The sequence below is a fragment of the Burkholderia sp. LAS2 genome (assembly GCF_018417615.1).
Taxonomy (GTDB): Bacteria; Pseudomonadota; Gammaproteobacteria; order Burkholderiales; family Burkholderiaceae; genus Burkholderia; species Burkholderia sola.
The window spans coordinates 849,820-875,666 of sequence record NZ_CP071053.1 but is presented as its reverse complement, the minus strand read 5'-3'; the positions used below and the strand labels follow the sequence as shown (position 1 = coordinate 875,666).

Below are 25,847 nucleotides of genomic sequence, written 5' to 3'. Positions count from 1 at the left end.
CGTCGCCTATCGGACGGGACTGATTCTGCGTCAACGCGCGTATCGCGGGATCGGGCGGGACGGAAGGCGCAGCCGTCCCCGGTTGACAGCCGTGGTCACCCTGTGATTTGATGCCGGCCATGCACGCCGCCGAGTTCCTCTTCTCGCTACGACTACTAGCCCGCTTCTCCGGGCTGGGTCTGCGGCTGCGCGCTTTCCATCTGCTTCGTTCCTGAAGCGCCAGATTTTCCCCGCATCACCGACCTGGCCCCGGTTGTCGACCGGCGCCTGAGTTCGTCTTTTTTCCGTCATCACTCCGCTCCGTCCCGGTCGCTCAACCGCCAAGGCCGTCGTTCGCCGTACCGCTTTGCCGTTGTGCCGTTTTCTTGCCGTTTTTACCGCTGCGCGCGCGGCCGGCTCTTGCCGCCGATGGCCGCCGCGCCGCGCTTCACCGACAAACAGACCGAGGACCGACATCATGATGCTGAAGAACCCCGCGACGAAATACCGACCGTTCACGCCCGTCAACCTGCCCGACCGCACGTGGCCGTCGCGCACGATCACGCAGGCGCCGATCTGGATGAGCACCGACCTGCGCGACGGCAACCAGGCGCTGTTCGAACCGATGGACGCCGCGCGCAAGATGCGGATGTTCAAGACGCTGGTCGCGATCGGCTTCAAGGAGATCGAGGTCGCATTCCCGTCCGCGTCCGAAACCGATTTCAACTTCGTCCGCGAGCTGATCGAGGGCGGTCACATTCCCGACGACGTGACGATCGAAGTGCTGACGCAGGCGCGCGACGACCTGATCGAGCGCACCTTCGCATCGCTGCGCGGTGCGAAGCGCGCAATCGTGCACCTGTACAACGCGACCGCGCCGGAATTCCGCAAGATCGTGTTCGGCCTCGATCGCGATGGCGTGAAGCAGCTCGCGGTGAACGCGGCGCGCACGATCAAGCGGTGCGCCGATGCGGCGACCGACACGCAATTCACGCTGCAGTACAGCCCGGAAACGTTCACGGCGACCGAACTCGATTTCGCGAAGGAAGTCTGCGATGCGGTGTTCGACGTATGGCAGCCGACGCCCGAGCGCAAGTCGATCGTGAACCTGCCGGCCACGGTGGAAATCGGAACACCGAATTACTATGCGGACCAGATCGAATGGATGCACCGGAATCTCGCGCGCCGCGATTCGCTGATCCTGTCCGTCCACCCGCACAACGACCGCGGCACCGCGGTCGCGGCGGCCGAGCTCGCGGTGATGGCGGGCGCCGACCGGATCGAGGGCTGCCTGTTCGGCAACGGCGAACGCACGGGCAACGTCGACCTCGTGACGCTCGCGCTGAACCTGTACACGCAGGGCGTCGATCCGGGCCTCGATTTCTCGCGGATCAACGAAATCGCGCGTACGTCCGAGGAATGCACGCAGTTGCCGATTCACCCGCGCCATCCGTATGTCGGCGATCTCGTGTTCACTGCGTTCTCCGGTTCGCACCAGGACGCGATCAAGAAGGGCTTCGCGGTTCAGCGCGCCGACGCCGTATGGGAAATGCCGTACCTGCCGATCGATCCGAACGACCTCGGTCGCACGTACGATTCGATCATTCGCGTGAACAGCCAGTCGGGCAAGGGCGGTATCGCGTACCTGCTCGAACAGGGCTACGGCGTCGCGCTGCCGCGCCGCATGCAGGTCGATTTCAGCGCGGCCGTGCAGCGCCTGACCGACGACAGCGGGCACGAAGTGACGAGCGCGCAGATCTGGTCGCTGTTCCAGCAGGAATACGTCGAAAGCGATACGCCGCTGCGCTATGTCGGCCATGAGCTGACCGAACGCGACGGCCGCGAGACGATCGTGCTGACCGCGGACGTGCACGGCGAGCGCCGCGTGCTGCGCGGCGAGGGCAACGGCCCGCTCGACGCGCTGATGCATGCGCTGCACACGCCGCTGCGGATCCAGCATTACGAGGAACGCGCGCTGTCGCAGGGCGCCGATGCGAAGGCGATCGCGATCGCCGAGCTGGCCGGCACGGGTGTGCGCGGCAGTGCGTTCGGTGTCGGCGTCGATGCGAACCTGACGACCGCGTCGATTCGTGCGGTGATCAGCGGCGTGAACCGCGCGTATGCGCGTGCGGATGAGGGTGTGCAGGCAACTTTCTTTGCCGGTCAGCCGACGGTGCAGGCCGTTGCGTAACGGCGGCAGGGGCGGTCGCGCCGGAATTCTCCGGTGCGGCCGCGTCGCCGACAGGGGCGCTGCATGGCCCGCTGAGTGCCGCCTGTAGCGCCTGCTTCATGAAGTCCACCCAAGCGCGCGTTTTCGCATCGAGATGCCGGCGCGACGGGTACACCAGCCGGGGTAGGCCGCTGCCGTTTGTGACGGCAGCAGTTTTTCTTTTTGTGTCGAGCGTGTGCAGCAGTTATCGTTCGAACTTCACTTACCTGGCTCAGAGGGCATCGGCGATGGGCCATTGAAGGAGGAAGCCAACGATGACCAAGGCTCGCGGTACAAGCGTTCACGAGGATCGGTACGTGCTGGTGCGGCACACCGCGGCGGACACTGCACGCCTGCTCGCGGATTCGGCCGTCAAGGCTGCGTACGATCAGTTGGAGGAAGAATTCGCCGCGCTCCGTGCGCTGCTTTCGCAGAATCAGCCTGGTCCGATTGGCTGTAACAATCCGCCACGTTAAATTGATCGGGTGTGGCGGCGCCGGAGCCGCTTCGGCGGCGGCCGTTGGGCCCGGCTGTAGTCATGCTATGTAATTCGATAGCACCTACTCCTGACGCTGCCTCATGCGAGCGCTGATGCGCTTCCGGCTGCAACACACTTCTTTAAGCCGTGCTCCGGCCCGTCAGACCGAAACCGTGATGCCCGCCGGCCCAGATCCCGCCGCCGGCCGCACCACGATCTCCACATGCTGGCCGAACGACGCCAGCGTCAGCATCAGTTGGTCAAGTGTCACGTTCCGGAGCCGCTCGCGCTGCTCGGGGGTGACGACCGGCCGGGCCATTTCGGAGAGCGCTGCGGCCTCTTCTTCAGTCAGGCCGCGCGACACCATCAATGCATTGAGCTTCAGTACGAGGACGGACTTGGCCGCCAGTTCACCGACGTCGTAGTAGTCGAAATCGTCCGGCACGTTGTCGGTGCGTTGATTCGATGCGTCGTAGTTCATTACGCTTCCTCCGTCATCATCGAAAGGTGCCGCTGCCGCCCGGTTCCGCGATCGATATCGGGGAATCCCGCGTTCTCGACCGAAGCGCAATCCGCGTCTTCCATCGGCGTAATCACCAGCCGCTTGTGCGACACCTCGATTCGCAGGCGCTGCTCGGGATCGAAGCCTGCTGCCTCGATCCACCGGCCGGACAGCTTCATCCACACACACATGACAGGCGGCGCCATGTCGGTGAGCCGGATGTGCGGCACGATGCGGCCAGATTGAAGAGACGAGCGAGGGGAGACAAAACAATCGCGGAAATACGTCGGTGCGTTATGATTCGCGCCAGCCATGGTTAACTCTCCTGTGTGGAGTTGGTTATGGTCAGCGGCCTGCAGGTGCTGTTTCACCTACGGGCCGCGCTCGTTTACGCAGCGAGTTTCGAGCGCCATTCCATTACATGCATCGCATGCCGAAGCAGCCCGAGACGCTTCGCGAAAACGTGCAACCACTGTAGCGGAGAACATCCGGCGTCAGGCACCGGTCATGTACGAATTCATCGGCATTGGCCATTTGGCCGATGCTTCGAATGCTTGCTGCACAACGATTCCGCGACATTCGCATTGGCTGGACGCATCGCCACGTCATGGACGATGTGTCAGAAAGCGTTTCAGAGAGGGCTTCGATCAGCCGGCCGCGTACCGCACGAGTATCTCGTTCATCACGCGCCGTTGCTGTGTTCGCCGTGGCACGTGTCGACGTATCGCGGCAATTGAACGGTCGACCGACGAGGCGAGGGCGCGAGGGGGCGACGCAGGGGCCGTACGGGAGGCGCTGTCCGTTCGACTGCACGGGCGCGGGTAGGACCAGGCCGACTGTCGTTTCGGACCGAGACACCGGCCGTATGGTGGCGAGCCGGCGCGCGCGGCAACACGTGTTCGATATCACGCCTCGTTTTGACCGACAGACCGCCCCGGCGATGCCATGCCTCGGCATCGCTTCCCCTATTTCCATATTTCGACTATTATAGAAATATGGAAACGAACGAAACCATTGCCGCCCTCGCGGCGCTCGCACATGAATCCCGCCTCGCGGTCTTTCGCGCGCTCGTGCAGGCCGGGCCGCAAGGCATGCCGGCTGGCCAGATCGCCACGTTGCTCGCCGTGCCGCCTTCGTCGCTGTCCTTTCACCTGAAAGAGCTGGCGCACGCGCAGCTCGTGACGAGCCGTCAGGACGGCCGCTTCGTGTTCTATTGCGCGAACTTCGACACGATGAACGGGCTGCTCGGCTATCTCACGGAGAACTGTTGCGGCGGCAATCCGTGCTCGCCGGTGTCCGGCTGCTCGCCTTCCGCAAAAATCGACCGCTCCCGTCAATCCTGACGCGCATTCGCGTGCTCGCCCATGACCACGAACGTCCTGATCCTCTGCACCCACAACTCGGCGCGCAGCGTGCTCGCGGAAGGCATGCTCAATCACTGGGCCGCGAAACTCGGCAAGGATGTGCATGCCTACAGCGCCGGCAGCGCACCGAGCGGCCGTCTGAATCCGTTCGCGCTGGAAGCGTTGACGAACGCCGGTGTCGACGTCGGCGACGCTCGCAGCAAAAGCTGGGACGAATTCGTCGGCGACGGCGCGCCCGAGATGCGCGTCGTCATCACGGTCTGTGACAGCGCGGCGTCCGAGACGTGCCCGTACTGGCCCGGCAGCCCGGTCAAAGTGCATTGGGGCTACGCCGATCCGTCGAACGCGACGGGCGGCGAAGCAGGCAAGCGTCTCGCCTTCGAACTGACTCGGCAAGCGATCGGCTATCGAATGCTGCAGTTGCTGGCGCTGCCGCTCGATCGCATGAGCGACGACGCACTTCACGCGGCGCTGATCGAGATTGCACAACACTGACCGCGCGCAGCGCGATGTGCGCGAAACGAGCGGCCGCTCATGACTTCAAGACGGAACCTCGTCCGATGAATACGCCCAACGTCGCGCCGCCCGGTACGGCGGTCACGCAACCCGCCATCAACTTCTTCGAACGCTACCTGACCGTATGGGTGGCGCTGTGCATCGTCGCGGGCATTGCCTTCGGCCAGGCGCTGCCCGGCCTGTTTCACGCGATTGGCCGGATGGTGTACGCGCAGGTCAATCTGCCGGTCGGGCTGCTGATCTGGGTGATGATCGTGCCGATGCTGGTGAAGGTCGACTTCGGCGCGCTGCACGAGGTGCGTCAGCACGTGAAGGGCATCGGCGTCACGCTCGTCGTGAACTGGCTCGTCAAGCCGTTCTCGATGGCGTTCCTCGGCTGGCTGTTCATCCGCCATCTGTTTGCACCGCTGTTGCCGGCGGATCAGCTCGACAGCTATATCGCCGGGCTGATCCTGCTGGCTGCCGCGCCGTGCACGGCGATGGTGTTCGTGTGGAGCCGGCTGACAGGCGGCGATCCGCTCTTCACGCTGTCGCAGGTCGCGCTGAACGACAGCATCATGGTGATCGCGTTCGCGCCGCTGGTCGGCCTGCTGCTGGGGATGTCGGCCATCACGGTGCCGTGGGCGACGCTGCTCACGTCAGTCGTGCTCTACATCGTCATTCCGGTGATCGTCGCGCAGATCCTGCGCAAGCGGTTGCTCGCGAAGGGTCAGGCCGCGTTCGATGCTGCGATGACGCAGATCGGCCCATGGTCGATCGCCGCGCTGCTGGCCACGCTCGTGCTGCTGTTCGCGTTCCAGGGCGAAGCGATCCTGAAGCAGCCGCTGGTGATCGCGCTGCTCGCGGTGCCGATCCTGATCCAGGTGTTCTTCAATTCCGCGCTCGCCTACTGGCTCAATCGCGCGGTCGGCGAAAAGCATGACATCGCGTGCCCGTCGGCGCTGATCGGCGCATCCAACTTTTTCGAGCTGGCGGTCGCGGCCGCGATCAGCCTGTTCGGTTTCCATTCCGGCGCGGCGCTGGCCACCGTCGTCGGCGTGCTGGTCGAGGTGCCGGTGATGTTGCTGGTCGTGCGCATCGTCAACCGGTCGAAGGGCTGGTACGAGCGCCGGGCTCGAGATCACGAGAGAAGCGCCCCATGACCGACTCCCTGAAAGACCTGCCGCAACTCGACGCCACGCTGTTCCGCGTGCCGGACGCCACGCAACTGCGGCCTGCCGCGCCATCGACCCATCCGCCTCGGCTCCTGCTCCTGTACGGGTCGCTGCGCGAGCGTTCGTTCAGCCGCTTGCTGGTCGAGGAAGCTGCACGCCTGCTCACGGCGATGGGCGCCGAGGTACGCGTGTTCAATCCGAGCGGATTGCCGCTGCCGGACGATGCGCCGGAGAGCCATCCGAAAGTGGTCGAGCTGCGTGAGCACGTGATGTGGTCGGAAGGCATGGCGTGGTGCTCGCCGGAGCGGCACGGCGCGATGACCGGCATCATGAAAGCGCAGATCGACTGGATTCCGCTGTCGACGGGCGCCGTGTGGCCGACGCAAGGCAAGACGCTTGCGGTGATGCAGGTGAGCGGCGGCTCGCAGTCGTTCAACGCGGTGAACCAGATGCGCGTGCTCGGGCGCTGGATGCGCATGCTGACCATCCCGAACCAGTCGTCGGTGGCCAAGGCGTTCATGGAATTCGACGAAGCGGGGCGGATGAGACCGTCCGCGTATTTCGACCGCGTGGTGGACGTGATGGAGGAACTGGTGAAGTTCACGCTGCTGACGCGCGACGTCGGCCCCTATCTGGTCGACCGGTACAGCGAGCGCAAGGAAAGCGCGGAGGCGCTGTCACAGCGGGTCAATCAGCGCAGCATCTGAGATCGTTGACGAGCCGGGGGCGACGTCGCCCGCCGCGCATGCGGCCTTACGCGTGCCCGTCGAATTGTCCGGCGCTCAGCAAAATCAGACTCGACTGATTTCCATCCCGACTCAGATTCCCGACAATTCAGTTTCTGCGGCCCGGCATACACCGTGTGCCGGATCATGGAGACATCTCCTTTTTGCGGCCGGTCTTCTCGACTGGCCGCTTTTTTATTCCCGTTCGCTACCGGAGAGCACGATCGCGATGCAGCTCGACCGCCTGATCCCTGAAATCCTGTTCGGCTTCACGGGCCTGATCGGCATCATCAATCCATTCGGCATGGCGTTCGTGTTTCTCGAACGCACGCAATCGCTGACCGAAGCCGAGCGCGCGGTGCTGTCGAAGCAGATCGCGACGAACGTGTTCTTCACGCTGCTCGTGATCTTTTTCGTTGGCGCGCCGGTACTGAACTTCTTCGGAATCTCGATGGAGGCGCTGCGCATCGGCGGCGGCCTGGCGGTGGCGGTGGCCGGCTGGTCGATGCTGAATGCGCCTGACGTACCGGCCGGCGGCGATGTCGCCGCGCACGGCGACGATCTGCCGAAGCTGATGTCGCGCGCGTTCTTTCCGCTGACGGTCCCGCTGACCATCGGCCCCGGCTCGATCGCGGCCGGCATCGCGCTGCATGCGAACCGTGCGCATACGGCGAGCGATTACGTGTTGTCGGGCATCGTGTCGGTGGCGGTCGCGGCGCTCGTCGCGTTCACGATCTGGCAGATCTACAGCCGCGCGACGACGCTCGCGCGCTATCTCGGCAGCGAAGGGACGAAGGTCGCGATGCGCGTGTCCGCGTTCCTGCTGCTGTGCGTGGGCGTGCAGATCATGCTGACGGGACTCGCCGCGTTCGTGCAGATGCTGGGCGGGCAGGCGGGGTGACCGATGGCATAGGCGCCGACCGTTCGTGCATGAAGTGTTTGCTCTCTATAACTGAGTAAGGTGATAAAATTGGTGCGTTATCGCATCAATTTTGATGGAGGTAGGCAATGCGAACCACGGTCACTATCGACGACGATCTCTACACGAAGGCCCTCCAAATGGCCGAGCCCGGAATGGATAAGGCGGACTTGTTCAGGGAGGCAATCAAGACGTTTGTACGTGTCCAGGCCGCCAAACGCCTGGCAGCACTGGGCGGATCCATGTCCGGCATGGCAGATATTCCGCGACGTCGCCAGGAACCGGAATCGCAATGAATGTGTTGATTGACACGTCAGTCTGGGTTGATCACTTTCGAAACAGAAATCAGACACTTTTCGAGCTGCTTGCGCTCGATGCCGTACTGATGCATCCGATGGTGCTGGGTGAACTTGCTTGCGGGACGCCGCCGGCGCCACGACTGCGAACGCTGAACGACCTCGGATTGCTTCAGGAATGCAATCAGGCCAGCATGTCTGAGGTAATGGCATTCGTGGAGCGCGAGAAGCTCTACGGGATGGGGTGCGGTCTCGTCGATCTGACCTTGTTGGCGTCCACGTTGATCACGCCGGGGGCGCGCTTCTGGACCCTGGATCGTCGTCTTGCAGCGTTGGCGGATCGTTTCTCGGTCGAATTCCGTCCGACTTCAAAGTGAGCTAAAGACGGCATGCGCCGGCGTCGGCCGCAGGGAAGGAATCGGAATAGAACAGGGCCTACTCTGGTCGTCGTGGCGCGGCAGCGTCAACTGGCTCGGGCGGCGGAACCGCCGCGCCGCAGTTCGGGCAGCAGCGTGTATCCGTATCAGCATTCGGGCGCTTGCGCTCCATCGCCGATGCAACCAGCTCCGCGCCCATGATCCCGGTCGGAAACGCGATGATCCCGTAGCCGAGCAAGATCGCGCACGACGTGATCAGCCGGCCGAGCGGCGTGACGGGTGTCAGGTCGCCGTAGCCGGTCGTACTCATCGTCACGGCCGCCCAGTAGACGCCGACCGGAATGCTCGTGATCCCGTGCTCCGGCCCTTCGACCAGAAAGATCACGGTGCCGAGTATCACGACGAGCACGAACATCCCGCCGATGAACACGAAGATCTTGCGCCGCGCGCGCGTGAGCGCCCGCATCAGCAACTGCCCTTCCTCGAGATAGATCGACAGCCCGAGGATGCGGAACACGCGCAGCAGGCGCAGCAGCCGCACGTCGATCAGCGCGTGCAGGCCGGGGAAGAAGAACGCGAGATAGGTCGGCAACACCGACACGAGATCGACGATGCCGAAGAAGCTGCGCGCATACGCGGCCGGCTTCTTCGCGGCGCAGAGGCGCAGCAGATACTCGGCGGAAAACAGCAGCGTGAACGCCCATTCGGCCGCGTAGAGCGCGTGGCCGTATTGCTGGTGCAGCTCCTGCACGCTGTCGGCCATCACGACGAGCACGCTCGCGACGATCAGCACGAGCACCGCGATGTCGAGCTTGCGCAGGAACGAAGGGCGGCGCGCGACTTGCGTGACGGCATCGCGCGCCGTATCGAAGGAGGACTGGATCAGCGAAATCATGGATCCGAGTGTACGGACCGCGTATCGCCGGGCCTATCGGACATGTCTGATTTGAGCCGGGCGGCATCCAGCCGCCGCGCTAGCGGTCAGATCAGCAGCGTGAGCGTGTGAAACAGCGCGAGATCCTCCTTGCGCGCCGAGCGCGCATGCTGGCGGATCACGTGCAACAGGCAGTCGATGAAGCAACGCGCCGCATCGCCGAGCGTGCTGCTGCGCCGCGTGACGATGCCGAGTTCGCTCGGCTCGAAGGTCTCCTTCAGCGGCAGCACGCGCATCCGCTCGCCGAATGGCGGCACCGCGGCGAGGATCGTCGGGCACCACGTGCACATGCCGGCCTGCTCGAGCATCGTCTGCAACATCGCGACCGACTGTGCGCGCACGATGCGCCGTTCGTCGATCCGCGCGCCGTGCCGCGTGAACAGGTAGTCGATCAGCGCGGCCTGGCCGTCGGCCGACGAATTCAGCACCCAGTCGCAATCGAGCAAATCGTGCACCGACGTCGCGCGCTCGCGCGGATGCCCGGCGCGCACCATCACCGACGTGTCGTAGCGCAGCAGCGGCTCGAACGCGAATTCGCGCGCGCCGCTGCCGGGCTGCACGTGGCCGAGCGCGAAATCCATGCTGCCGTCGCGCAGCAGCGGCTGCGCGACGGCCATCAGCGCTTCATAGAGTTCGAGGCGCACGTCGGACATCCGCTCGCGAAACTGCAGCACGGTCTCCGCGAGGAACGTCATCGTCAGCCACGGCGTGACGCCGACACTCAGCCGCCCCTCGACGCGCCCGCGCATCCGTTCGAGATCGCTCTGCGCATGCTCGAGCTGCTTGAGCACGAGCTTCGCGTGCGTGAGCAGCGTCTTCCCGTAGTCGGTGAAGCCGATGCCTTCCGGGGCGCGAACCAGCAGCGGCAGGCGCTCGCTGGCCTCCAGCTCGCGCAGCGCGCGCGTGACGGCCGCCTGCGACAGCCCCAGCGTGCGCGCCGCGCCACGGATGCTCCCGGCTTCCGCGCTCGCGACGAGCGCCTGCAACTGATGCAGCTTGATCGTGCTCATGGTGCGGGATGGTGTGAGAGGGGATGAATGCCGACAACGAAAGGTTGTCATCATAACGAAACTGCGGCTGTTCGCCGGTTTTTTCGCTGCCTACGATTTCGCCACGATCCGCCATTCCGGCGATCGGAAACCGGCACGTATCGAGGAGTATCGAGGGTGGATCGAGCACGAATTTCGCCTGAAATGGCGGCTATCGAGGCGGAGATGATCGCGCTGCGCCGCCGGCTGCACGCGCATCCGGAGCTGGGGTTCGAGGAACACGCGACGAGCGCGCTCGTCGCCGACTGCCTGACAACATGGGGTTATCAGGTGACGCGCGGCGTCGGCGGCACCGGCGTGGTCGGCACGCTCGCGCGGGGCGCCGGGAAGCGCCTGGGGCTGCGCGCCGACATGGATGCGTTGCCGATCCGCGAGACAACCGGGCTGCCGCATGCAAGCCTGCACGACGGCGTGATGCATGCGTGCGGCCACGACGGCCATACGGCGATGCTGCTCGCAGCGGCTAGGTGCCTGGCCGAGCGCGGGCGCTTCACCGGCACGCTGAACCTGATTTTCCAGCCGGCCGAGGAAGGGCTCGGCGGCGCGAAGCGGATGCTCGACGACGGGCTGTTCACGCGTTTCCCGTGCGATGCCGTGTTCGCGATGCACAACGTGCCGGGCCTGCCGGCCGGCGTGCTCGGCTTCTGCGACGGTCCCGCGATGGCGTCGGCCGACGAGGTGCGCGTGCGCGTGATCGGGCGCGGCGGCCACGGTGCGGCGCCGCACACGACGATCGACCCGGTGGTGGTCTGCGCGTCGATCGTGATGGCGCTGCAGACCATCGTGTCGCGCAACGTGAATCCGCAGGAGCTGGCGATCGTGACGACCGGCTCGATCCACGCGGGCACCGCATCGAACGTGATTCCGCCTCATGCGGATATCGAACTCAGCGTGCGCGCGCTGTCGCCGGACGTGCGCGCGCTGCTCGAACGGCGCATCCGCGCGATCGTGCACGGCCAGGCCGACAGCTACGGCGCAATGGCCGAGATCGACTATCGCTACGGCTATCCGGTGCTGGTCAACCATGCAGCGGAAACGGCATTCGCGCGGGACGTCGCACGTGAATGGGGCGGCGACGACGCGCTGATCCCGCATCTGCGGCCGATCGCGGCGAGCGAGGATTTCGCGTTCATGCTCGACGCGTGTCCGGGCAGCTACCTGTCGATCGGCAACGGCGACGGCGCGGCCGGCTGCGGGCTGCATAACCCCGGCTACGATTTCAACGACGCGTGCCTTGCAATCGGCGCGAGCTACTGGATCGCGCTCGCGGAGCGCTACCTCGCGTGAGCCGGACAGGCGGACACGCGGGACATACGGATTCGATTCACCTTCAACGACGGAAACAAGGAGACAGGCAATGAAACCATGGATGGCCGCGCTCGCAATGGCGCTGACGGCAACGACGATCGCAGGCGCCGCGCACGCGGGCGACTGGACGGGCAAGGAGATTCGCCTCGCGGTCGATCCCACGTACCCGCCGCTCGAATACAAGCAGCCGGACGGCACGCTGACGGGCTTCGGGATCGACATCACCAACGCGTTGTGCGCGGAGCTGCATGCGCGCTGCGTGTGGGTCGAGTCGAGTTTCGACGGGATGATTCCGGGGTTGCTCGCGCGCAAGTTCGACGTGATCGCGTCGTCGATGACGATCACGCCGAAACGCATGCAGCAGATCGCGTTCACGAACCGGATCTCGAATGCGCCGGCGCGGCTGGTCGCGCGCAAGGGTTCGCCGTTTCTGCCGACGGCCGCGTCGCTGAAGGGCAAGCGCGTCGGCGTCGAGCAGGGCTCCGCGCAGGCCGACTATGCGATCGCGAACTGGCAGCCGGCCGGCGTGCAGATCGAGTCGTACCAGAACCAGGACCAGGTGTACGCCGATCTCGTGACGGGGCGGCTCGACGCGGCGTTCCAGGCGTCGATCGCGGCCAGCGACGGCTTCCTGAAGAAGCCGCAGGGCAAGGACTTCATGTTCGTCGGCGCGGCGATCGACGACGCGAAATACTTCGGGCAGGGCGACGGCCTCGGGCTGCGCAAGCAGGACACCGACCTGCGCGACGCATTCAATCGCGCGCTGGCGACGATCCTCGCGAACGGCACGTATCAGCGGATCAACCGCAAGTACTTCGACTTCGACATCTACGGCGCGAAGTAAGCGGCACCGCATCGTAGCGAGCGGATTGGGATAATCCAATCAATAAGGAAAGCGAATTAACTGGAGATTGTTTTTCGTCGCGATGCCGGCACTCTGTGCGGCGCCGGCGTTCGCGCAAAGCAGCGTCACGCTGTACGGGCTGATCGATGCGGGCATCGACTATACGAACAACGTCGGCGGGCACGGCGCGTGGCAGATGGCGAGCGGCTTCGCGCAGGGCAGCCGCTGGGGGCTGAAGGGCACCGAGGATCTCGGCGGCGGCTACAGTGCGCTGTTCCAGATCGAGAGCGGCTTCAACGTGAACAGCGGCACGCTCGCGCAGGGCGGCCGGATGTTCGGGCGGCAGGCTTACGTCGGGCTCGGCAGCACGCGCTTCGGCACGCTGACGCTCGGCCGGCAATACGACGCGGTCGTGGATTTCCTTGCGCCGACGACCGCGAACGGCAGCTGGGGCGTCTATCCGTTCTCGCATCCGCTCGACAACGACAACACCGGCAATACGTTCCGGGTGAACAACACGGTCAAGTACGCGAGCCCGGATTTTGCCGGCTTCTCGTTCGGCGGCACGTACAGCTTCAGCAACGACACCGGGTTCGCGAACAACCGGCAATGGAGCGTCGGTGCGGAGTACGAGCAGGGCGGCCTGCTCGTCGGCGCCGCGTTCCTGAATGCGGACAACCCGGGCGCGACGGCCGGCGGCGCGATCGCGGGCGCGGGGTCGGTCGGCGCGGATGCGAACTTCGCGTCGGCGAGATTGCGGATTTTCGGCGCGGGCATCAACTACACCGCAGGGCCCGCGACGGTCGGGTTCGCGTATACGAACAGCAACGTCACGCGGCCGACCGCGAACGTCGGCTACCTGTTCGGCGACGAGACAATCGAACCGGTGACAGGGCCGCTCGCGGGCGGCGCGGTCACGGCGATCAAGTACCAGAACTTCGAAGTGAACGGCAGGTATCAGTTCACGCCGGCGTTCTTCGTGGGCGCGCAGTACGTGTACACGACCGTGCGCTACGACGCGACCACGGGCAGCGCGAAACCGAAGATCCATTCGATCGGGCTGATGGCCGACACCAACCTGTCCAAGCGCACCGACGTCTACCTGATGGGCGCGTACCAGCGGATTGCCGGCGACGCGACCGGCTCGTCGCTCGATCAGGCCTATATCCCGGGGGCGGCGGATCTATCGTCGACGTCGAAGCAACTGATGGTGCATGCGGGGATTCGGCACAAGTTCTGAGTGCGTGACGCGGGAAGACCGGCGGCCGGCATCGTGCAGGGCGCGCACTGCGTGCCCGGCGCGTGGGGTCGCCGGTCATTACTGCCCGAAGCGTTGCGTGACGGCATCCTTCAGCCGCGCGGCGGTCAGCTCGCCCATATGCGATTCGACGAGTTCGCCTTTCACATTGAAGAACAACGTGGTCGGCAGCCCGCGCGAACCATACGCGTGCATCGCGTGCAGCGAAGGGTCGAGCAGCACGTGATCGAAGCGCAGGTTCTGCTGTTCGAGGAACGCGCGCACGGCTTGCGCGTTTTCCCCCTGGTTGAGCATCAGGACCGTGATGCCCGGATGGTCGCGCTGCGCCTGTTCGAGGATCGGCATCTCACGGCGGCACGGCGCGCACCACGTCGCCCACAGGTTCACGACGACCGGCTTGCCGACGAAGCCCGCGGGCAATACGGGCGTCGAATCGAGCGCCTGGAGCGGCATCGCTGCAAGCGGCGGCGCGCTGCGCTGCAACGTCGCCAGCGTGCCTTGCGCGATGCCCCACGCACCGAGGCCCGCGACGATGCCGGCCAGCACCGGCCGTCGCAGCGCGGGCAGGCGGCGCAGACGCCAGCCGGCGAACACCAGCGCGGCCGCGATGCCGATGCGCGCGTCGAAGCCGCCGTCGCCGAGCGCGACGATCGCGCGCGGCGACGCCGCGTAGTCCGGCCACCATTGCGCGACGTAACCGGCACGCGCGGCAATCAACCCGAGCAGCAGCGCGTCGAGGATCAGGCCTGACGCGGTCTTGTGATGCCCGTCCGGCGGACGACGCTGGATGACACGCGCGACGAGCCACGCCAGCAGCGCGGCGACGGCGACCGCGACGACGCGGATCGAGAAGGGACCGATGCTCAACATGAAATAGGAAGAATGGACGTGATCGAGCGGGACAGAAGACGGGATGGTCCGCCGCGACGATGAAGCGGTCGACGGTCGTGCGGCGTTTCGACCGGTTGCCGCGCATGGGGGTTCCCTCCGCGAACGTAACGGCGTGTTGCGGATCGCGACAGGCGCCCGGGGCAGCTCAGGACTGCGTGATGTGCACGCCGACGTGCAGCGAATCAGATCGGTCTGGTGTGGTGTCCGCCGGTATCCCGCACAGGGATCTCTCCTTGACGGCCGCTCCGCTCGCGAGCGGCCGCTTTTTTAGCGTCGTGCTTGGCGTGGTGCGTGCGGGTATGAGTATCTTGTGGCGGTCGGTGGGCGCGGCGGCATCCGATGCATATCGGCTGGTTCAGCGGGATGGGAACGCTGCAAGATGCGAGCGCTGGGCATTCACTCGCGTATTGCCTGACACCCGGTTTGCGACCGGCGAGGCTGGTCGTTGGCGGCGGCACAGGGGCTGCCGCCATGGCCCGACGGGCCGCGCATCCACGAGCCGTCGGGGCGCCGGGTCTTACAGCTTCTTCGACGCCGTCGATGCCGCGTCGCCTTGCGTTGCCGCGGTCGCCGGATCGAGCGTCGCGATCGTCTTCTCGGTGAATTTCTCGTACAGCCAGTCCATGCGCATGCTGTCGATGCCCGCGATACCGCCGAGCGCATACGACGCCGACACCTTGAAGTGATCGAGCGGATGATTGTCGGCATCGGCGAACGTGACGGTGCCGTCGACGTAATCGCTGCCGGCCATGAAGCCGAACATGACGGCCGAGAAACTCGAGCGCACGCGAATGCCGGTGACTTCGACATTCAGGTGCATCGCATCGGTTGCATCCGCTTTGGCCAGCAGCTTGCGTGCGTCCAATGCCTGTTCGATTTTCTCCTGCAGTTTCTTCGCATCGAACTTCAGGTTGTCTTTCAACGCTTCCTGCGCGGCGTTGTCGAGCGTGACCTTCACGATCACGGGTTTCTTGCCGAATTGGGGTGTCGATGCGGTCACGGTGGCCCCTGCCGGATCGCGGGCGTCGCGCGTCACGCTGCTGGCGCAGCCCGACAGGAAGCCGATCGTCACGAATGCCAGTGCGGCATGGCGGATAAGAGATTTCATGATTTGGTCTTTGATTGAGTTTATTTGAATGGGCCTTGTGGCCGAGCGGGAATTTAGCACGGCGCGATCCGATTCAAATCGCCGAATAGCGGGGGAAATCGATTCGGTATTGGGACGGCGCGGCGGGTTTGCACCGAGGAAGCGCCGAGATAATGTGCGGCGAGTGATGAGCGGCGTTGGAGATTTGCTCCTGCTTTCGCGATGACATCGCTTCGCGGGCGATTACTGGCCGTTGCCCGCCCGTGCTTCACCGAGCCGATACGCGGTAAAGAACTCGTACCACGGCGACCCTTGCTCGACCGGCACGCCGAGTGCCGTCGTGCGCTGTTTCAGCGCGCCGAATACATCGTTGACGAGTGCGTTCAGCGCGTTATCGCGGAATGGAACCGGTCGCGTTCGCCCCGCGGCGAACGCGCCGTACGCAATCGCCAGCAGACGTTCGCGGTCATCTGTGCCCGCGATCGTCGCGTCGATCGTTTCGACGAAGCGCGGCCGGTCCTCTTCGCGCGCTGCGGACAGGCACAGGAACACGATCGCCGACAGTTCGTGCAGGTCCTTCCCGCGCAGCAGCGTGGGCAGTCGCGCAACGATCGGGCCCACTGGTTCCTCACGCAGCGCGTCGTCGAAGTCGAGCACGGCGGCCATCGGGTTCATGTCTGTTTTCAGGCGATCGAGCGCAGGCGGGGCCGACGACGCGCCGTCCGGCCCCGCAGCGGGCGGAGACCGCAACGCATCGGCCACGTGCTGCGTCCATTCCGGAAAAATCATCCGCACGTTGCCGAACTGCTCGCCGCCTTCCGCGGCCGGATTCCACCGATAGACGATCGTGCCGCCGCGAATGAACGGCGAATACAGATGCTCGGGCGTTTGCGGCAGCGGCCGCCGGTTGATGGGCAGCCACGCGAGCGTGAGCCAGTCGTAGCGGCCCGTCGCGGGGACGGCAGCGCTCGAACTCGCGACGACCTGCCACGTGCCGCGATTCGCATAGCGGCGGCGCGCGTCGGGTACCGGGACGGTCCGGCCTTTGGCGGTGTCGAAATACGTCTTGCCCGTGACGTTCGCGCCGCTGTCAGCGGCCGGCGTGATGGTCGAGATGACCCACGACGCGCCGTCCGCCGACCGGTAGTCGGAAGGCTTCAGCGTTGCTACGTCGTGCACCATGCGCGTTTCCGCCGCGACGGGGCTTGGCGGGGCATCGGCGGGCGCGGCGAAGATACTCGGCATGGCTTTCCTCGGAATCGGGGCGCGCATCGTCGAGCGGGGCGATGTGCGGCGGCACGGATGACGGTGTCGTAACTGTAGAACGTCGTGACCGGAAACGGAAACTGGCCGAATGGGGTAATCGGTGCACGCCGTTCGCCGCTTCGCTTACGATGTGCATCCTGAGCCAACGCGCGTGCCGCTGTTTCTGTGGATCAAGGCGCGGCCGCTGGGATGAGTGGGGCCGGGGTCGGGTCCGGGGGATTGAATCGGACGGACGTCAGGGTTTCTTGTCGTGATTGGCCAGCAATTCCGAGCGACCAATGATCGCTTTCGCGTTGCCGGCCTGATCGGCGTCTGAAAAACCGGCGGCCTCGATGACTGGCGTGAGCGCTTTGAATGCGACCTGCGGCTTGGCGCTGCGGAGTGATCCCATGCCTTCGTTCCATGCATGCAGCATCTGCTTCGCGATCCAATGCCAGCGCGTCTCGTTCCTTGCTGCTTCGACGATATCTTTTCCCGTCGATACGGCCGAGTCGCACAGTGCTTCGACCATCTCGCGGTATTGCTTCGGCGGGATGCCGAGACGCGTGTTGAAAAAACGCTCCAGCGTCTTCCCGGGGGCCCACGTTTTTCGACCGTCGATGCTCAGCCCCGGCGGATTGTTCGCAAAGCGCGGATAAGCTTCCGTGGTCACGATGTCGTAGGCGGGTGTGTAGATGACGTCGTCGATGTTCGAGTAGAGGAGTGCGATGTTCTTCGCGTGGCAGTCCGCGTTGCGCACGACGTAGTTGGTGATGAGTTGCCAGCCGAGTCGCTCGGCCTCCCGCCGCCAATTGGCAGGACCGATGTAGGGCTTTGTTGCGTTGAGAACCTGTTCGGTCGACGGACGGTACTTCTCGTGCGGCGGCAAGCCAAGCAGGCTGCAAGCGTCTTCGAGGCCAAACGCCGGTTTGCCTTGGTCGTCGATGTCGAACCGGTCAACGACGAGCACACGGCCGTCGTCCGACATCGTGGTCTTGGCTACTTGGGCGACGCCGAGTCTTGCCAGCACCTGCATCGTGTAATGCTCGTTGAAGCCCAGATAGGGTGTTTGCTCGTCTGACCCCTTGATGATGTGTCGACTCGTACGGAGTGTTTGCTTGCCCGGCGTTGCATGAACCGACGGGGATTCGGGGGCGAGGAATTTAGGTACGGCGCCGGAAATTGCCGCGCGCGCGTAGTACCGAACAAGTTCCGCGAAGCGGGCGGTTGTGATGTCTTCGTGCAGCAAGCTTTTCAGGTCGAGCGGGTCGAGTTCGCCGCCTGGCGTACCGCCTTCGGGTGTGACGGTTACGCGGCCGATTCCGGCGCCGCCGATGACGGCCAGGAGCGAAAGGTCGGTTCCGTCGAGATAAGGGCCGAACTCCTCGCGAATCACCTGAAAAAGAAATCCTTCGGGCAGATTCTGCCGGAAGAAGGGATGCAGGTCGCGCGGCCAAATCCAGGCATCTTCGCGAACGGGCATGGTCAAACTGGCAAAGTCGGTATCGAGGGCGTCTCCGGTGTAACGCAATGCATAGTCGTCCGCCTGGCGATAGAGGTGAGCAACGAGTTTGCCTTTGACGTACACATGAAGCCGCATGGTCACGCGTCTCCCATCGTGCGCTGTTCGGCCAGCACGTCATCGAGGGTGCGCCCATGCCCGCGCTTCACCACGCGCAAGTCATAGCCAGCAGCCTCCAGCAGCCGAACGAGCGCAGATACGCTCATGTCGCCTCGCGCGAGTGTCTCCATCCGTGCGAGCGTCGTGCGTGCGACACCGGCGTGCGCGGCCAGCTCTTTCTGAGAAAGTCCTGCTGAATGGCGGACCGCTCTCAGCATCTCTCCAACATCGGCCAAGGTTGTCATTTGTAGCCCCAGGGCGTCAAAAGTCCTCACATTGACTGATATTGTAGCCCTTGTGCTACAAATTCGCATGTAAAATTGGTGTCCGCAGGGCTACAAAATTGAACCGACAGGATGATTTTGTATCCCTGTGGCTACTGTGGCCGTTCTGCGGCGACAGCCATTGGCGGTGGTCCTGTTCCCGGACCGCGCGTACGGACAGGCTCCGTTCATGTCGCGGGCCTTTTCAGGACGGGGCGCGGTCAGAACTGGTCCCGGGTTTTTCCGGCCGCCCACGCGATGCGCAGCGCCTGCACGACGCGGCCGCGAAGGCCACGATCCTGCCGTTCATCGACGGCTTGCGGGACGGGTTTCGCACGACGGTCGGCGAGCGCGGACTGAAACTGCCGGTGGCGAGCGTCAGCGTATCGCGCGCCCGCGCGATGTACGGTTCGACAGACAAGGTCGTGCTGCTCGGCCACGCGCGCGTGCTGGCCTGATGCCGATGCCTTCGCGGCTTACCCGCGCATCGGCGGATTCAACCGCGCGAACGCCGCCTGCCGGCGATACGGAAAATACGGATACGGCGCTTCCACCGCGCTCGCCGCATCGAGCTTCGCGACCTGCGCATCGGTCAGCGCCCAGCCGACCGCGCCGAGGTTCTGCCGCAACTGTTCCTCGTTGCGCGCGCCGACGATCACCGACGACACCGTCGGCCGCTGCAGCAGCCAGTTCAGCGCGATCTGCGGCACCGTCTTGCCGGTTTCTTCCGCGATCGCGTCGAGCACATCGACCACGTCGTACAGGCGTTCGTCGTCGACCGGCGGCCCGTAGCTGGCCGTTTCATGCAGGCGGCTGCCTTCGGGCAGCGGCGCATTGCGCCGGATCTTGCCGGTGAGCCGGCCCCAGCCGAGCGGGCTCCACACCAGCGCGCCGAGGCCCTGGTCGGCGCCGAGCGGCATCAGGTCCCACTCGTAGTCGCGGCCGACGAGCGAGTAGTACACCTGGTTCGCCACGTAGCGCGTCCAGCCGTGCCGGTCGGCCTCCGCGAGCGACTTCATGATCTGCCAGCCGGCGAAGTTCGACACGCCGATATAGCGCAGCTTGCCCGCGCGCACGAGATCGTCCAGTGTCGACATCACTTCCTCGACCGGCGTGCCGGCGTCGAACGCGTGCAGTTGCAGCAGGTCGATGTAGTCGGTGTCGAGGCGGCGCAGCGCGTCGTCGACGGCGCGCACGAGCCGTGCGCGCGACGTGCCCGCGTCGTTCGGGCCGTCGCCGGTCGGCAGGCCCGTCTTGGTCGAGATCAGCACCTGGTCGCGGCGCCCCTTGAGCGCGGCGCCGAGGACGCGCTCGGACGCGCCGTCTGAATACACGTCGGCGGTGTCGAACAGGTTGACGCCGGCTTCAATGCAGATGTCGATCAGGCGGCGTGCTTCGTCGACCCCGGTATTGCCCCAGGCACTGAACAGCGGGCCGGCGCCGCCGAACGTGCCGGCGCCGAAGCTCAGGACAGGGACCTTGAGGCCGGAGCGGCCGAGCGTACGATATTCCATGAGCGTTTCTCTCGTCGTGTGAGCGCGGCGCGGCCGCGCGTCGATCGTCAGGCGACCAATGTACCGTTTGCGGCTTTCCCGGATAATCCAGAAGACGACGAAAATATCCTTCGGAAGGAGCGAACAATGCTGCTCGACAACCTCGCGCTGTTCCTGCGCATCGTGGAGAAGGGCGGGCTGGCCGCGGCGGGCCGCGAAGTCGGCCTGTCGCCGGCCACGGTGTCCGAGCGGCTGACGGCGCTCGAGCGCCACTACGGCGCGGCGCTGCTCACGCGCACGACGCGCGCGATCAGCCTGACCGACGAGGGGCGCACGCTGGCGGAGGGTGCGCGACGCCTGCTGGCCGAGGCCGATGAACTCGAAAGCCGTGTGCGGCTGGGCGTGCAGACGCTGTCGGGGCCCGTGCGGCTGAGTGCGCCGGCCGATCTCGGGCGCGAGCGCGTCGTGCCGGTCCTCGACGCGTTCCTGGCCGCGCATCCGGGCGTGACGGTCGACCTGCATCTCGGCGACGGGTATGTCGACCTCGTCGGGCAGGGGCTCGATTTCGCGATCCGTCGCGGCACGCTGGCAGACAGTTCGTTGCGCAGCCGTTCGCTCGGCCGTGCGCGGCGTGTGGTGTGCGCGGCGCCCGCGTATCTCGCCGCACGTGGCACGCCGATACACCCGGACGAACTTGCCGCGCACGACTGCATCGTGATGCGCTTCGGCCAGGAGCTGTATGCCGAATGGCCGTTCAGTATCGACGGCGCATTGAAGCGCGTGGTGGTGCGCGGCCGGCGCGTCGCCAACGACGGGGCGCTCGTGCGCGCGTGGTGCGTCGCGGGGCACGGCGTCGCGCTGAAATCGCTGGTCGACGTCGAACGGGACCTGGCGTCGGGCGCGCTCGTCGAGGTGCTCGGCGCGTTCTCGCCCGGCGACGTGGATCTGCAGATCGTCTATCCGGGGAGTGCGGCGCAGCCGCGGCGTGTGCGCGCGTTGATCGACAGGCTGGCGGAGGCGCTCGCGTAACAGCACGTTGCCCGCGCGGCCGGCGAGACGATGCGACGGCGATCTCGCCGCGATCGCATCGAATGCGCGACGGTGCGTGCGGGCGCGCGGCATCGCAGGCTGAAACCGCTGTTCAAGCCCATTGCCCACATTTCGTCATTTAGCTAATATTCAAAACGTCAAACGAAGCCGAACCCCATGGACGACGTGATCCGCATCAGCGCCTTGGCCAACGAAAGCCGTCTCGCCGTGCTGCGCTGGCTCAAGCAGCCGCGCAAGCATTTCCCGCCGCAGCCGCACGGCGACTTCGACGAACTCGGCGTGTGCTGCACGTACATCACCGAGAAGCTCGGCATCGCGCCGGCCACGACGACGCGGCACATGCGCATCCTCGCGGACGCCGGGCTCGTGCAGGCGACCCGCGTCGGCAAGTTCACGTACTACAAGCGGATCGACGGCGCGCTGCAGCAGCTCGGCCGCGATCTCTCGCAACTCTGACCCTGACCGAGGCAACCGACATGGACGAACTCGCCCTGCTGGCCGACGCCGATCGGCGCGCGCACGCGTATCTGGCTGCAACGAACGAACGGCGCGCGTTTCCCGATGCGGCCGCGCTGGCCGGCCTCGCGGCGTTCGACGAAGCGCTGCCCGATACGGGACGCCCGGCCGACGACGTGCTGCGCCTGCTCGACGAGCACGGCACGCCCGCAACGGTCGCATCGAACGGCCCGAACTATTTCGGCTTCGTGATCGGCGCGACGCTGCCGGCCGCGGCGGCGGCCGAGCGGCTGATGCTCGCGTGGGACCAATGCGCGTCGTCGTACGCGAATTCGCCGGTGGCCGCAACGCTCGAGCGCCAGGCCGCGCGCTGGGTCGTCGAGGCGCTCGGATTGCCCGAAGGCAGCGCGGTCGGTTTCGGCACGAGCGCGACGGCCTGCACGCTCGTCGCGCTGGTGGCCGCGCGGCGCGCGCTGCTCGCGCGCAAGGGCTGGGAGATCGACGAGGACGGCCTGATCGGCGCGCCCGAGGTGAAAGTCGTGATCTCCGCGCTCGCGCACATCACGGTGAAGAAGGCGCTGCGCGTGCTCGGCTTCGGAATGAAGCGCATCGTCGTCGCGCCGGTCGATGCGCACGGCCGGATCGACCCGGCGCAGTTGCCGCCGCTCGACGACATGACGATCTTCTGCGTGCAGGCCGGCGAAGTGAACACCGGCGAATTCGATCCGTTCGCGGCATTGATTCCGCCCGCGAAGGCGGCCGGCGCGTGGGTGCACGTGGACGGTGCGTTCGGCCTGTGGGCGCGGGCGTCGTCGAAGCGCGCGCTGACGGACGGCGTCGACGGCGCGGACAGCTGGACGACCGACGGTCACAAATGGCTCAACACGCCGTACGACGGCGCGATGGTGATCTGCCGCGACGCGGCCGCGCTCGCCACCGCGATGAACAGCGACGCCGTATATCTGAGCGGCGCGCAGGATGCGCAGAAGAACCTGAACCTCGAATTCTCGCGACGCGCGCGCGGCATTCCCGTGTGGGCCGCGCTGCGTTCGCTCGGCCGTGCCGGCGTCGCGACGATGGTCGAGCGGCATTGCGCGCAGGCGGCGCGGGTCGCGGACGGCCTGCGGGCGGCCGGCTACGACGTGCTGAACCGCGTCGTGCTGAACCAGGTGCTCGTGCGCGCCGGCACCGACGAGGAAACGGCGGCGATCCTCGAAGCCGCGCAGGCGTCGGGCGACGTGTGGTTCGGCGCGACCGTGTGGCAGGGGCGGCCGGCGTTCCGGATCAGCGTGTCGTCGTGGCGCACCGAGGATGCGCACATCGATCGCCTCGTCGCATTGCTGACGAAGCTGCGCGGCGTGCACGTGGGGTGAGCGTCACGCGTCGTTTGCCGCCTGAATGGTTGCGCGTGCAACGTTCTGGCATTCGATGCAATGCAGCGCAGCCGGTGGGGTTCGCGGCACGTCTGCAAGCGTGAAAATATCGGACAATAGCCATTCCGCGCGGGCCGCGCCGGCACCGCGTCCAACCGAAGCATTCACGCTTGCGAGCTCCCCATGTCGACTCCCTGTCCCCGGGAATTGCTGAAGGCCGCCGATATCGCGAAGATGGAACCCACGCGCGCGGTGCATTCGCTCAATCCCAATGCCGTGCGTCTCAAGCGGCAACTCAGCGACCTGACCGGCCTGACGCAATTCGGCGTTCACCTGCTCACGCTGATGCCCGGTCACGAATCGGCCGAATATCACCGTCACCTGTACGAAGAAGAATTCGTGTACGTGCTGTCCGGCGCGGGCTCGGTGACGATCGGCGAGCGCACGAATGAAATCGGGCCCGGCGATTTCATCGGCTTTCCGCGCGGCGGCGAAGCGCATACGGTGCAGAACACCGGCGAGGCGCCGCTCGAATTGCTCGTCGGCGGGCAGCGGCTCGAACACGACGTGTGCGAATACCCGCGAATCGGCAAGCGGCTTTATATCGCGGGCGAGCTCGAGGAGTATGTCGAGCTGCCGAAACGGCCATGACGGTCGATTGCACGTCATTACCGGAGCAGGCCGTTCGGCCAATGAGGATGAATTCGCTTCCCCGCGGCCCCGTCGCGCTTATGATGCGGGAACGCCACTGACAGGGTCCCACGCCATGGACGCGCCGCTGCCGCCGATCTCTGCCCCGATTGCCGAAACCGACACCGAAACCGCTCCAGAAGCCGAAGCCGCCGGCGAGCCGCGCGCGTCGCGCGTGCACCGGCCGGTCGCGCTCGTCACCGGCTCGACGTCGGGGATCGGGGCGGCCGTCGCGCGTCGGCTGGCGGCCGACGGCTACGCGGTGATCCTGCATTCGCGCAGCTCGGCCGACGCCGGCCGCGCGATGGCGCGCGAACTCGGCGGCGCGTACGTGCAAGCCGATCTCGCCGACGATGCCGAACGCGTGCGGCTGATCCGCGACGCGCTCGCGGTGCACGGCCGGCTCGACGTGCTCGTGAACAATGCGGGCGTCAGCCGCGTGATTCCGCATGACGACCTCTCAGCGGCCACGCCCGACGTGTGGCGCGAGATGCATGAAATCAACGTGATCGCGCCGTTCCGGCTGGTCGCCGAAGCGGAAGCCGCGCTGCGCGAGTCGGCGTCGCGCGGGCGGGCCGGGTGCGTCGTGAACGTCAGCTCGCATGCGGGCATGCGGCCGAAGGGCGCGTCGATTCCGTATGCGGCCGCGAAGGCCGCACTCAATCACACGACGCGGCTGCTCGCGCGCACGCTGGCTCCCGCGATTCGCGTCAATGCGGTCGCACCGGGGCTCGTCGATACGCCGCTGACCGCCGACTGGACGGAAGCGCAGCAGCTCTGGCGCGAACGTGCGCCGATGCGCCGCGCGGCGACGCCGGACGATATCGCGCAGACGGTCGCGATGCTCGTCGCGTCCGATTACGTGACGGGCGAGATCGTGATGCTCGACGGTGGCTTGAATCTGACGTGATGCACTGAGGCGGTGGACACGTATGGCGCGCGTGGCAGCCGGGTCATTCGAAGGCGCTTGCGATCAGCCGAGGTTCGACCGCAGCCGCGCGAGCGCCTGATCGTGCGTGCGCTCGAACTTGAGCGGCGTGACCGAGATATACCCTTCGCCGAGCGCAACCGTTTCAGAATCCGCATCGTCGTCGCGCGGTGCGCGCGCGAGCTTCAGCCAGTGATAGTCGATCTCGCGCGGATCGCGTCCCGACACGATCTCTACACCCTGCAGCGTGCCGGCGCCCTGGTTCGTCGCCTTCAGGCCACGCACGTCGTCGGCTGGCCGCGGCGGGAAATTCACGTTGAGGCACGCGTCGCTGTCCCAGCCGGCGGCGACGAGCCGGCGGATGACGTCCGGCGCATGCGCGAGCGCGGTGCCCCACGGCACCGCGTTGCGGTCGGTGAAGGCCTGGCTCAGCGCGATGGCCGGTACGCCGACCAGCATGCTCGTCATCGCCGCGCCGACCGTGCCGGAAAACACCGTTTCGGTGCCGAGGTTCGCGCCGCGATTCACGCCGGACAGTACGACGTCGGGCCGCGCGCCCTTCATCAGGTGGCTGACCGCGATCGCGACGCAATCGCCGGGCGTGCCGCGCACCGCGAAGCGCCGCTCGCCCTTGCGATGCACGCGCAGCGGTTCATGCAGGCTCAGCGAATGCGATGTGCCGCTCTGGTCCTCGGCTGGAGCCACGATCCACACTTCGCGCGCGAGTTGCGTGGCGACCTGTTCGAGTATGTCGAGGCCGGGAGCGTCGAATCCGTCGTCGTTGGTGAGCAGGACACGGTCGAACAGCGGGCGGGTTGCTTGCATCGGGGCGATCCTC

The 25,847-nt window shown here is 65.9% G+C and carries 29 protein-coding genes; 18 read left to right on the top strand and 11 right to left on the bottom strand.

Going from position 1 to position 25,847, the window contains the following annotated elements; translation table 11 throughout:
* Positions 1-460 precede the first annotated feature (460 nt).
* Positions 461-2,170 (top strand): 2-isopropylmalate synthase, encoded by a 1,710-nt coding sequence (gene leuA, locus JYG37_RS24325; RefSeq protein WP_213346650.1) that lies wholly within the window; start codon positions 461-463, stop codon positions 2,168-2,170.
* 293 nt (positions 2,171-2,463) lie between these two features.
* Positions 2,464-2,664 (top strand): hypothetical protein, encoded by a 201-nt coding sequence (locus tag JYG37_RS24320; RefSeq protein ID WP_213346601.1) that lies wholly within the window; start codon positions 2,464-2,466, stop codon positions 2,662-2,664.
* Positions 2,665-2,826: 162 nt separating this feature from the next.
* On the opposite strand, the gene JYG37_RS24315 is transcribed toward JYG37_RS24320, so the two are convergent.
* Positions 2,827-3,147: a helix-turn-helix domain-containing protein gene (locus JYG37_RS24315; protein WP_050017915.1), complete on the bottom strand. Its 321-nt coding sequence runs from the start codon at positions 3,145-3,147 to the stop codon at positions 2,827-2,829.
* A complete protein-coding gene (locus JYG37_RS24310) occupies positions 3,147-3,482 on the bottom strand; it encodes a SymE family type I addiction module toxin (RefSeq protein WP_213346599.1) in 336 nt (111 codons plus the stop codon). The genes JYG37_RS24315 and JYG37_RS24310 overlap by 1 nt, the downstream gene beginning before the upstream one ends.
* 681 nt (positions 3,483-4,163) lie before the next feature.
* Here JYG37_RS24310 and JYG37_RS24305 point away from each other — a divergent pair.
* The 7 genes from JYG37_RS24305 (at position 4,164) to JYG37_RS24275 (ending at position 8,519) form a co-directional block, all read left to right on the top strand.
* Positions 4,164-4,511, top strand: a complete 348-nt coding sequence (locus JYG37_RS24305) for an ArsR/SmtB family transcription factor (RefSeq protein ID WP_050017913.1) — start codon at positions 4,164-4,166, stop codon at positions 4,509-4,511.
* Positions 4,512-4,532: 21 nt separating this feature from the next.
* A complete protein-coding gene (locus JYG37_RS24300) occupies positions 4,533-5,027 on the top strand; it encodes an arsenate reductase ArsC (protein ID WP_089489983.1) in 495 nt (164 codons plus the stop codon).
* 65 nt (positions 5,028-5,092) lie between these two features.
* Complete coding sequence (gene arsB / locus JYG37_RS24295) at positions 5,093-6,190, top strand: ACR3 family arsenite efflux transporter (protein WP_213346597.1); 1,098 nt, start codon at positions 5,093-5,095, stop codon at positions 6,188-6,190.
* A complete protein-coding gene (gene arsH, locus JYG37_RS24290; RefSeq protein WP_213346595.1) occupies positions 6,187-6,909 on the top strand; it encodes an arsenical resistance protein ArsH in 723 nt (240 codons plus the stop codon). The genes arsB and arsH overlap by 4 nt, the downstream gene beginning before the upstream one ends.
* Before the next feature lie 247 nt (positions 6,910-7,156).
* Entirely contained in the window at positions 7,157-7,828 is a 672-nt protein-coding gene (locus tag JYG37_RS24285) for a MarC family protein (protein ID WP_089489986.1), read from the top strand.
* Positions 7,829-7,935: 107 nt separating this feature from the next.
* On the top strand, positions 7,936-8,142 hold the full coding sequence (locus JYG37_RS24280; protein WP_089489987.1) for a type II toxin-antitoxin system VapB family antitoxin: 207 nt from the start codon (positions 7,936-7,938) through the stop codon (positions 8,140-8,142).
* Positions 8,139-8,519 (top strand): type II toxin-antitoxin system VapC family toxin, encoded by a 381-nt coding sequence (locus JYG37_RS24275; RefSeq protein WP_050017907.1) that lies wholly within the window; start codon positions 8,139-8,141, stop codon positions 8,517-8,519. Before JYG37_RS24280 ends, JYG37_RS24275 begins: the two co-directional genes overlap by 4 nt.
* A 58-nt stretch (positions 8,520-8,577) precedes the next feature.
* Here JYG37_RS24275 and JYG37_RS24270 read toward each other — a convergent pair whose 3' ends face one another.
* Together JYG37_RS24270 and JYG37_RS24265 are read right to left on the bottom strand one after the other, a co-directional pair.
* The gene (locus JYG37_RS24270) at positions 8,578-9,414 is read right to left on the bottom strand and encodes an ion transporter (RefSeq protein WP_124639190.1); all 837 of its coding nucleotides are present in this window, start codon (positions 9,412-9,414) and stop codon (positions 8,578-8,580) included.
* Positions 9,415-9,500: 86 nt separating this feature from the next.
* A complete protein-coding gene (locus tag JYG37_RS24265) occupies positions 9,501-10,463 on the bottom strand; it encodes a LysR substrate-binding domain-containing protein (RefSeq protein WP_176016722.1) in 963 nt (320 codons plus the stop codon).
* A gap of 156 nt (positions 10,464-10,619) precedes the next feature.
* On the opposite strand from JYG37_RS24265, the gene JYG37_RS24260 reads away from it, so the two are divergent.
* The 3 genes from JYG37_RS24260 to JYG37_RS24250 all read left to right on the top strand — a co-directional run bounded on the left by JYG37_RS24260 (position 10,620) and on the right by JYG37_RS24250 (position 13,894).
* Complete coding sequence (locus JYG37_RS24260) at positions 10,620-11,789, top strand: M20 aminoacylase family protein (RefSeq protein ID WP_213346593.1); 1,170 nt, start codon at positions 10,620-10,622, stop codon at positions 11,787-11,789.
* Positions 11,790-11,859: 70 nt separating this feature from the next.
* A complete protein-coding gene (locus JYG37_RS24255) occupies positions 11,860-12,654 on the top strand; it encodes an ABC transporter substrate-binding protein (protein WP_213346591.1) in 795 nt (264 codons plus the stop codon).
* A 55-nt stretch (positions 12,655-12,709) separates the two neighbouring features.
* On the top strand, positions 12,710-13,894 hold the full coding sequence (locus JYG37_RS24250; RefSeq protein ID WP_124654331.1) for a porin: 1,185 nt from the start codon (positions 12,710-12,712) through the stop codon (positions 13,892-13,894).
* A gap of 78 nt (positions 13,895-13,972) precedes the next feature.
* Here JYG37_RS24250 and JYG37_RS24245 read toward each other — a convergent pair whose 3' ends face one another.
* The 5 genes from JYG37_RS24245 to JYG37_RS24225 all read right to left on the bottom strand — a co-directional run bounded on the left by JYG37_RS24245 (position 13,973) and on the right by JYG37_RS24225 (position 19,001).
* On the bottom strand, positions 13,973-14,782 hold the full coding sequence (locus JYG37_RS24245; RefSeq protein WP_124631445.1) for a TlpA family protein disulfide reductase: 810 nt from the start codon (positions 14,780-14,782) through the stop codon (positions 13,973-13,975).
* Between the two features lie 538 nt (positions 14,783-15,320).
* On the bottom strand, positions 15,321-15,911 hold the full coding sequence (locus JYG37_RS24240) for a DUF4410 domain-containing protein (RefSeq protein WP_050017900.1): 591 nt from the start codon (positions 15,909-15,911) through the stop codon (positions 15,321-15,323).
* Between the two features lie 222 nt (positions 15,912-16,133).
* Positions 16,134-17,135, bottom strand: a complete 1,002-nt coding sequence (locus JYG37_RS24235) for a hypothetical protein (RefSeq protein WP_213346589.1) — start codon at positions 17,133-17,135, stop codon at positions 16,134-16,136.
* A gap of 256 nt (positions 17,136-17,391) precedes the next feature.
* Positions 17,392-18,735, bottom strand: a complete 1,344-nt coding sequence (locus JYG37_RS24230; RefSeq protein WP_213346649.1) for a type II toxin-antitoxin system HipA family toxin — start codon at positions 18,733-18,735, stop codon at positions 17,392-17,394.
* 2 nt (positions 18,736-18,737) lie between these two features.
* On the bottom strand, positions 18,738-19,001 hold the full coding sequence (locus JYG37_RS24225) for a helix-turn-helix domain-containing protein (protein ID WP_089489994.1): 264 nt from the start codon (positions 18,999-19,001) through the stop codon (positions 18,738-18,740).
* A 98-nt stretch (positions 19,002-19,099) separates the two neighbouring features.
* On the opposite strand from JYG37_RS24225, the gene JYG37_RS24220 reads away from it, so the two are divergent.
* Complete coding sequence (locus JYG37_RS24220; RefSeq protein ID WP_143328924.1) at positions 19,100-19,477, top strand: hypothetical protein; 378 nt, start codon at positions 19,100-19,102, stop codon at positions 19,475-19,477.
* A gap of 18 nt (positions 19,478-19,495) precedes the next feature.
* Here the strand turns inward: JYG37_RS24220 and JYG37_RS24215 are convergent, their stop codons facing one another.
* Positions 19,496-20,533 carry an aldo/keto reductase gene (locus tag JYG37_RS24215; protein WP_089489995.1) on the bottom strand — a complete coding sequence of 346 codons (1,038 nt, stop codon included), beginning with the start codon at positions 20,531-20,533 and terminating at the stop codon, positions 19,496-19,498.
* Between the two features lie 126 nt (positions 20,534-20,659).
* On the opposite strand from JYG37_RS24215, the gene JYG37_RS24210 reads away from it, so the two are divergent.
* From JYG37_RS24210 to JYG37_RS24190, 5 genes are all read left to right on the top strand, one after another.
* Positions 20,660-21,541, top strand: a complete 882-nt coding sequence (locus tag JYG37_RS24210; RefSeq protein ID WP_050017895.1) for a LysR family transcriptional regulator — start codon at positions 20,660-20,662, stop codon at positions 21,539-21,541.
* Between the two features lie 177 nt (positions 21,542-21,718).
* Positions 21,719-22,018: an ArsR/SmtB family transcription factor gene (locus JYG37_RS24205; protein WP_050017894.1), complete on the top strand. Its 300-nt coding sequence runs from the start codon at positions 21,719-21,721 to the stop codon at positions 22,016-22,018.
* Between the two features lie 20 nt (positions 22,019-22,038).
* On the top strand, positions 22,039-23,391 hold the full coding sequence (locus JYG37_RS24200) for a pyridoxal phosphate-dependent decarboxylase family protein (RefSeq protein ID WP_050017893.1): 1,353 nt from the start codon (positions 22,039-22,041) through the stop codon (positions 23,389-23,391).
* Positions 23,392-23,574: 183 nt separating this feature from the next.
* Complete coding sequence (locus tag JYG37_RS24195) at positions 23,575-24,042, top strand: cupin domain-containing protein (RefSeq protein WP_124594904.1); 468 nt, start codon at positions 23,575-23,577, stop codon at positions 24,040-24,042.
* Positions 24,043-24,157: 115 nt separating this feature from the next.
* Positions 24,158-24,991 carry an SDR family NAD(P)-dependent oxidoreductase gene (locus tag JYG37_RS24190; RefSeq protein ID WP_089489997.1) on the top strand — a complete coding sequence of 278 codons (834 nt, stop codon included), beginning with the start codon at positions 24,158-24,160 and terminating at the stop codon, positions 24,989-24,991.
* Positions 24,992-25,054: 63 nt separating this feature from the next.
* Here the strand turns inward: JYG37_RS24190 and surE are convergent, their stop codons facing one another.
* Positions 25,055-25,834 carry a 5'/3'-nucleotidase SurE gene (gene surE / locus JYG37_RS24185; RefSeq protein WP_124556763.1) on the bottom strand — a complete coding sequence of 260 codons (780 nt, stop codon included), beginning with the start codon at positions 25,832-25,834 and terminating at the stop codon, positions 25,055-25,057.
* Between the last annotated feature and the right edge of the window lie 13 nt (positions 25,835-25,847).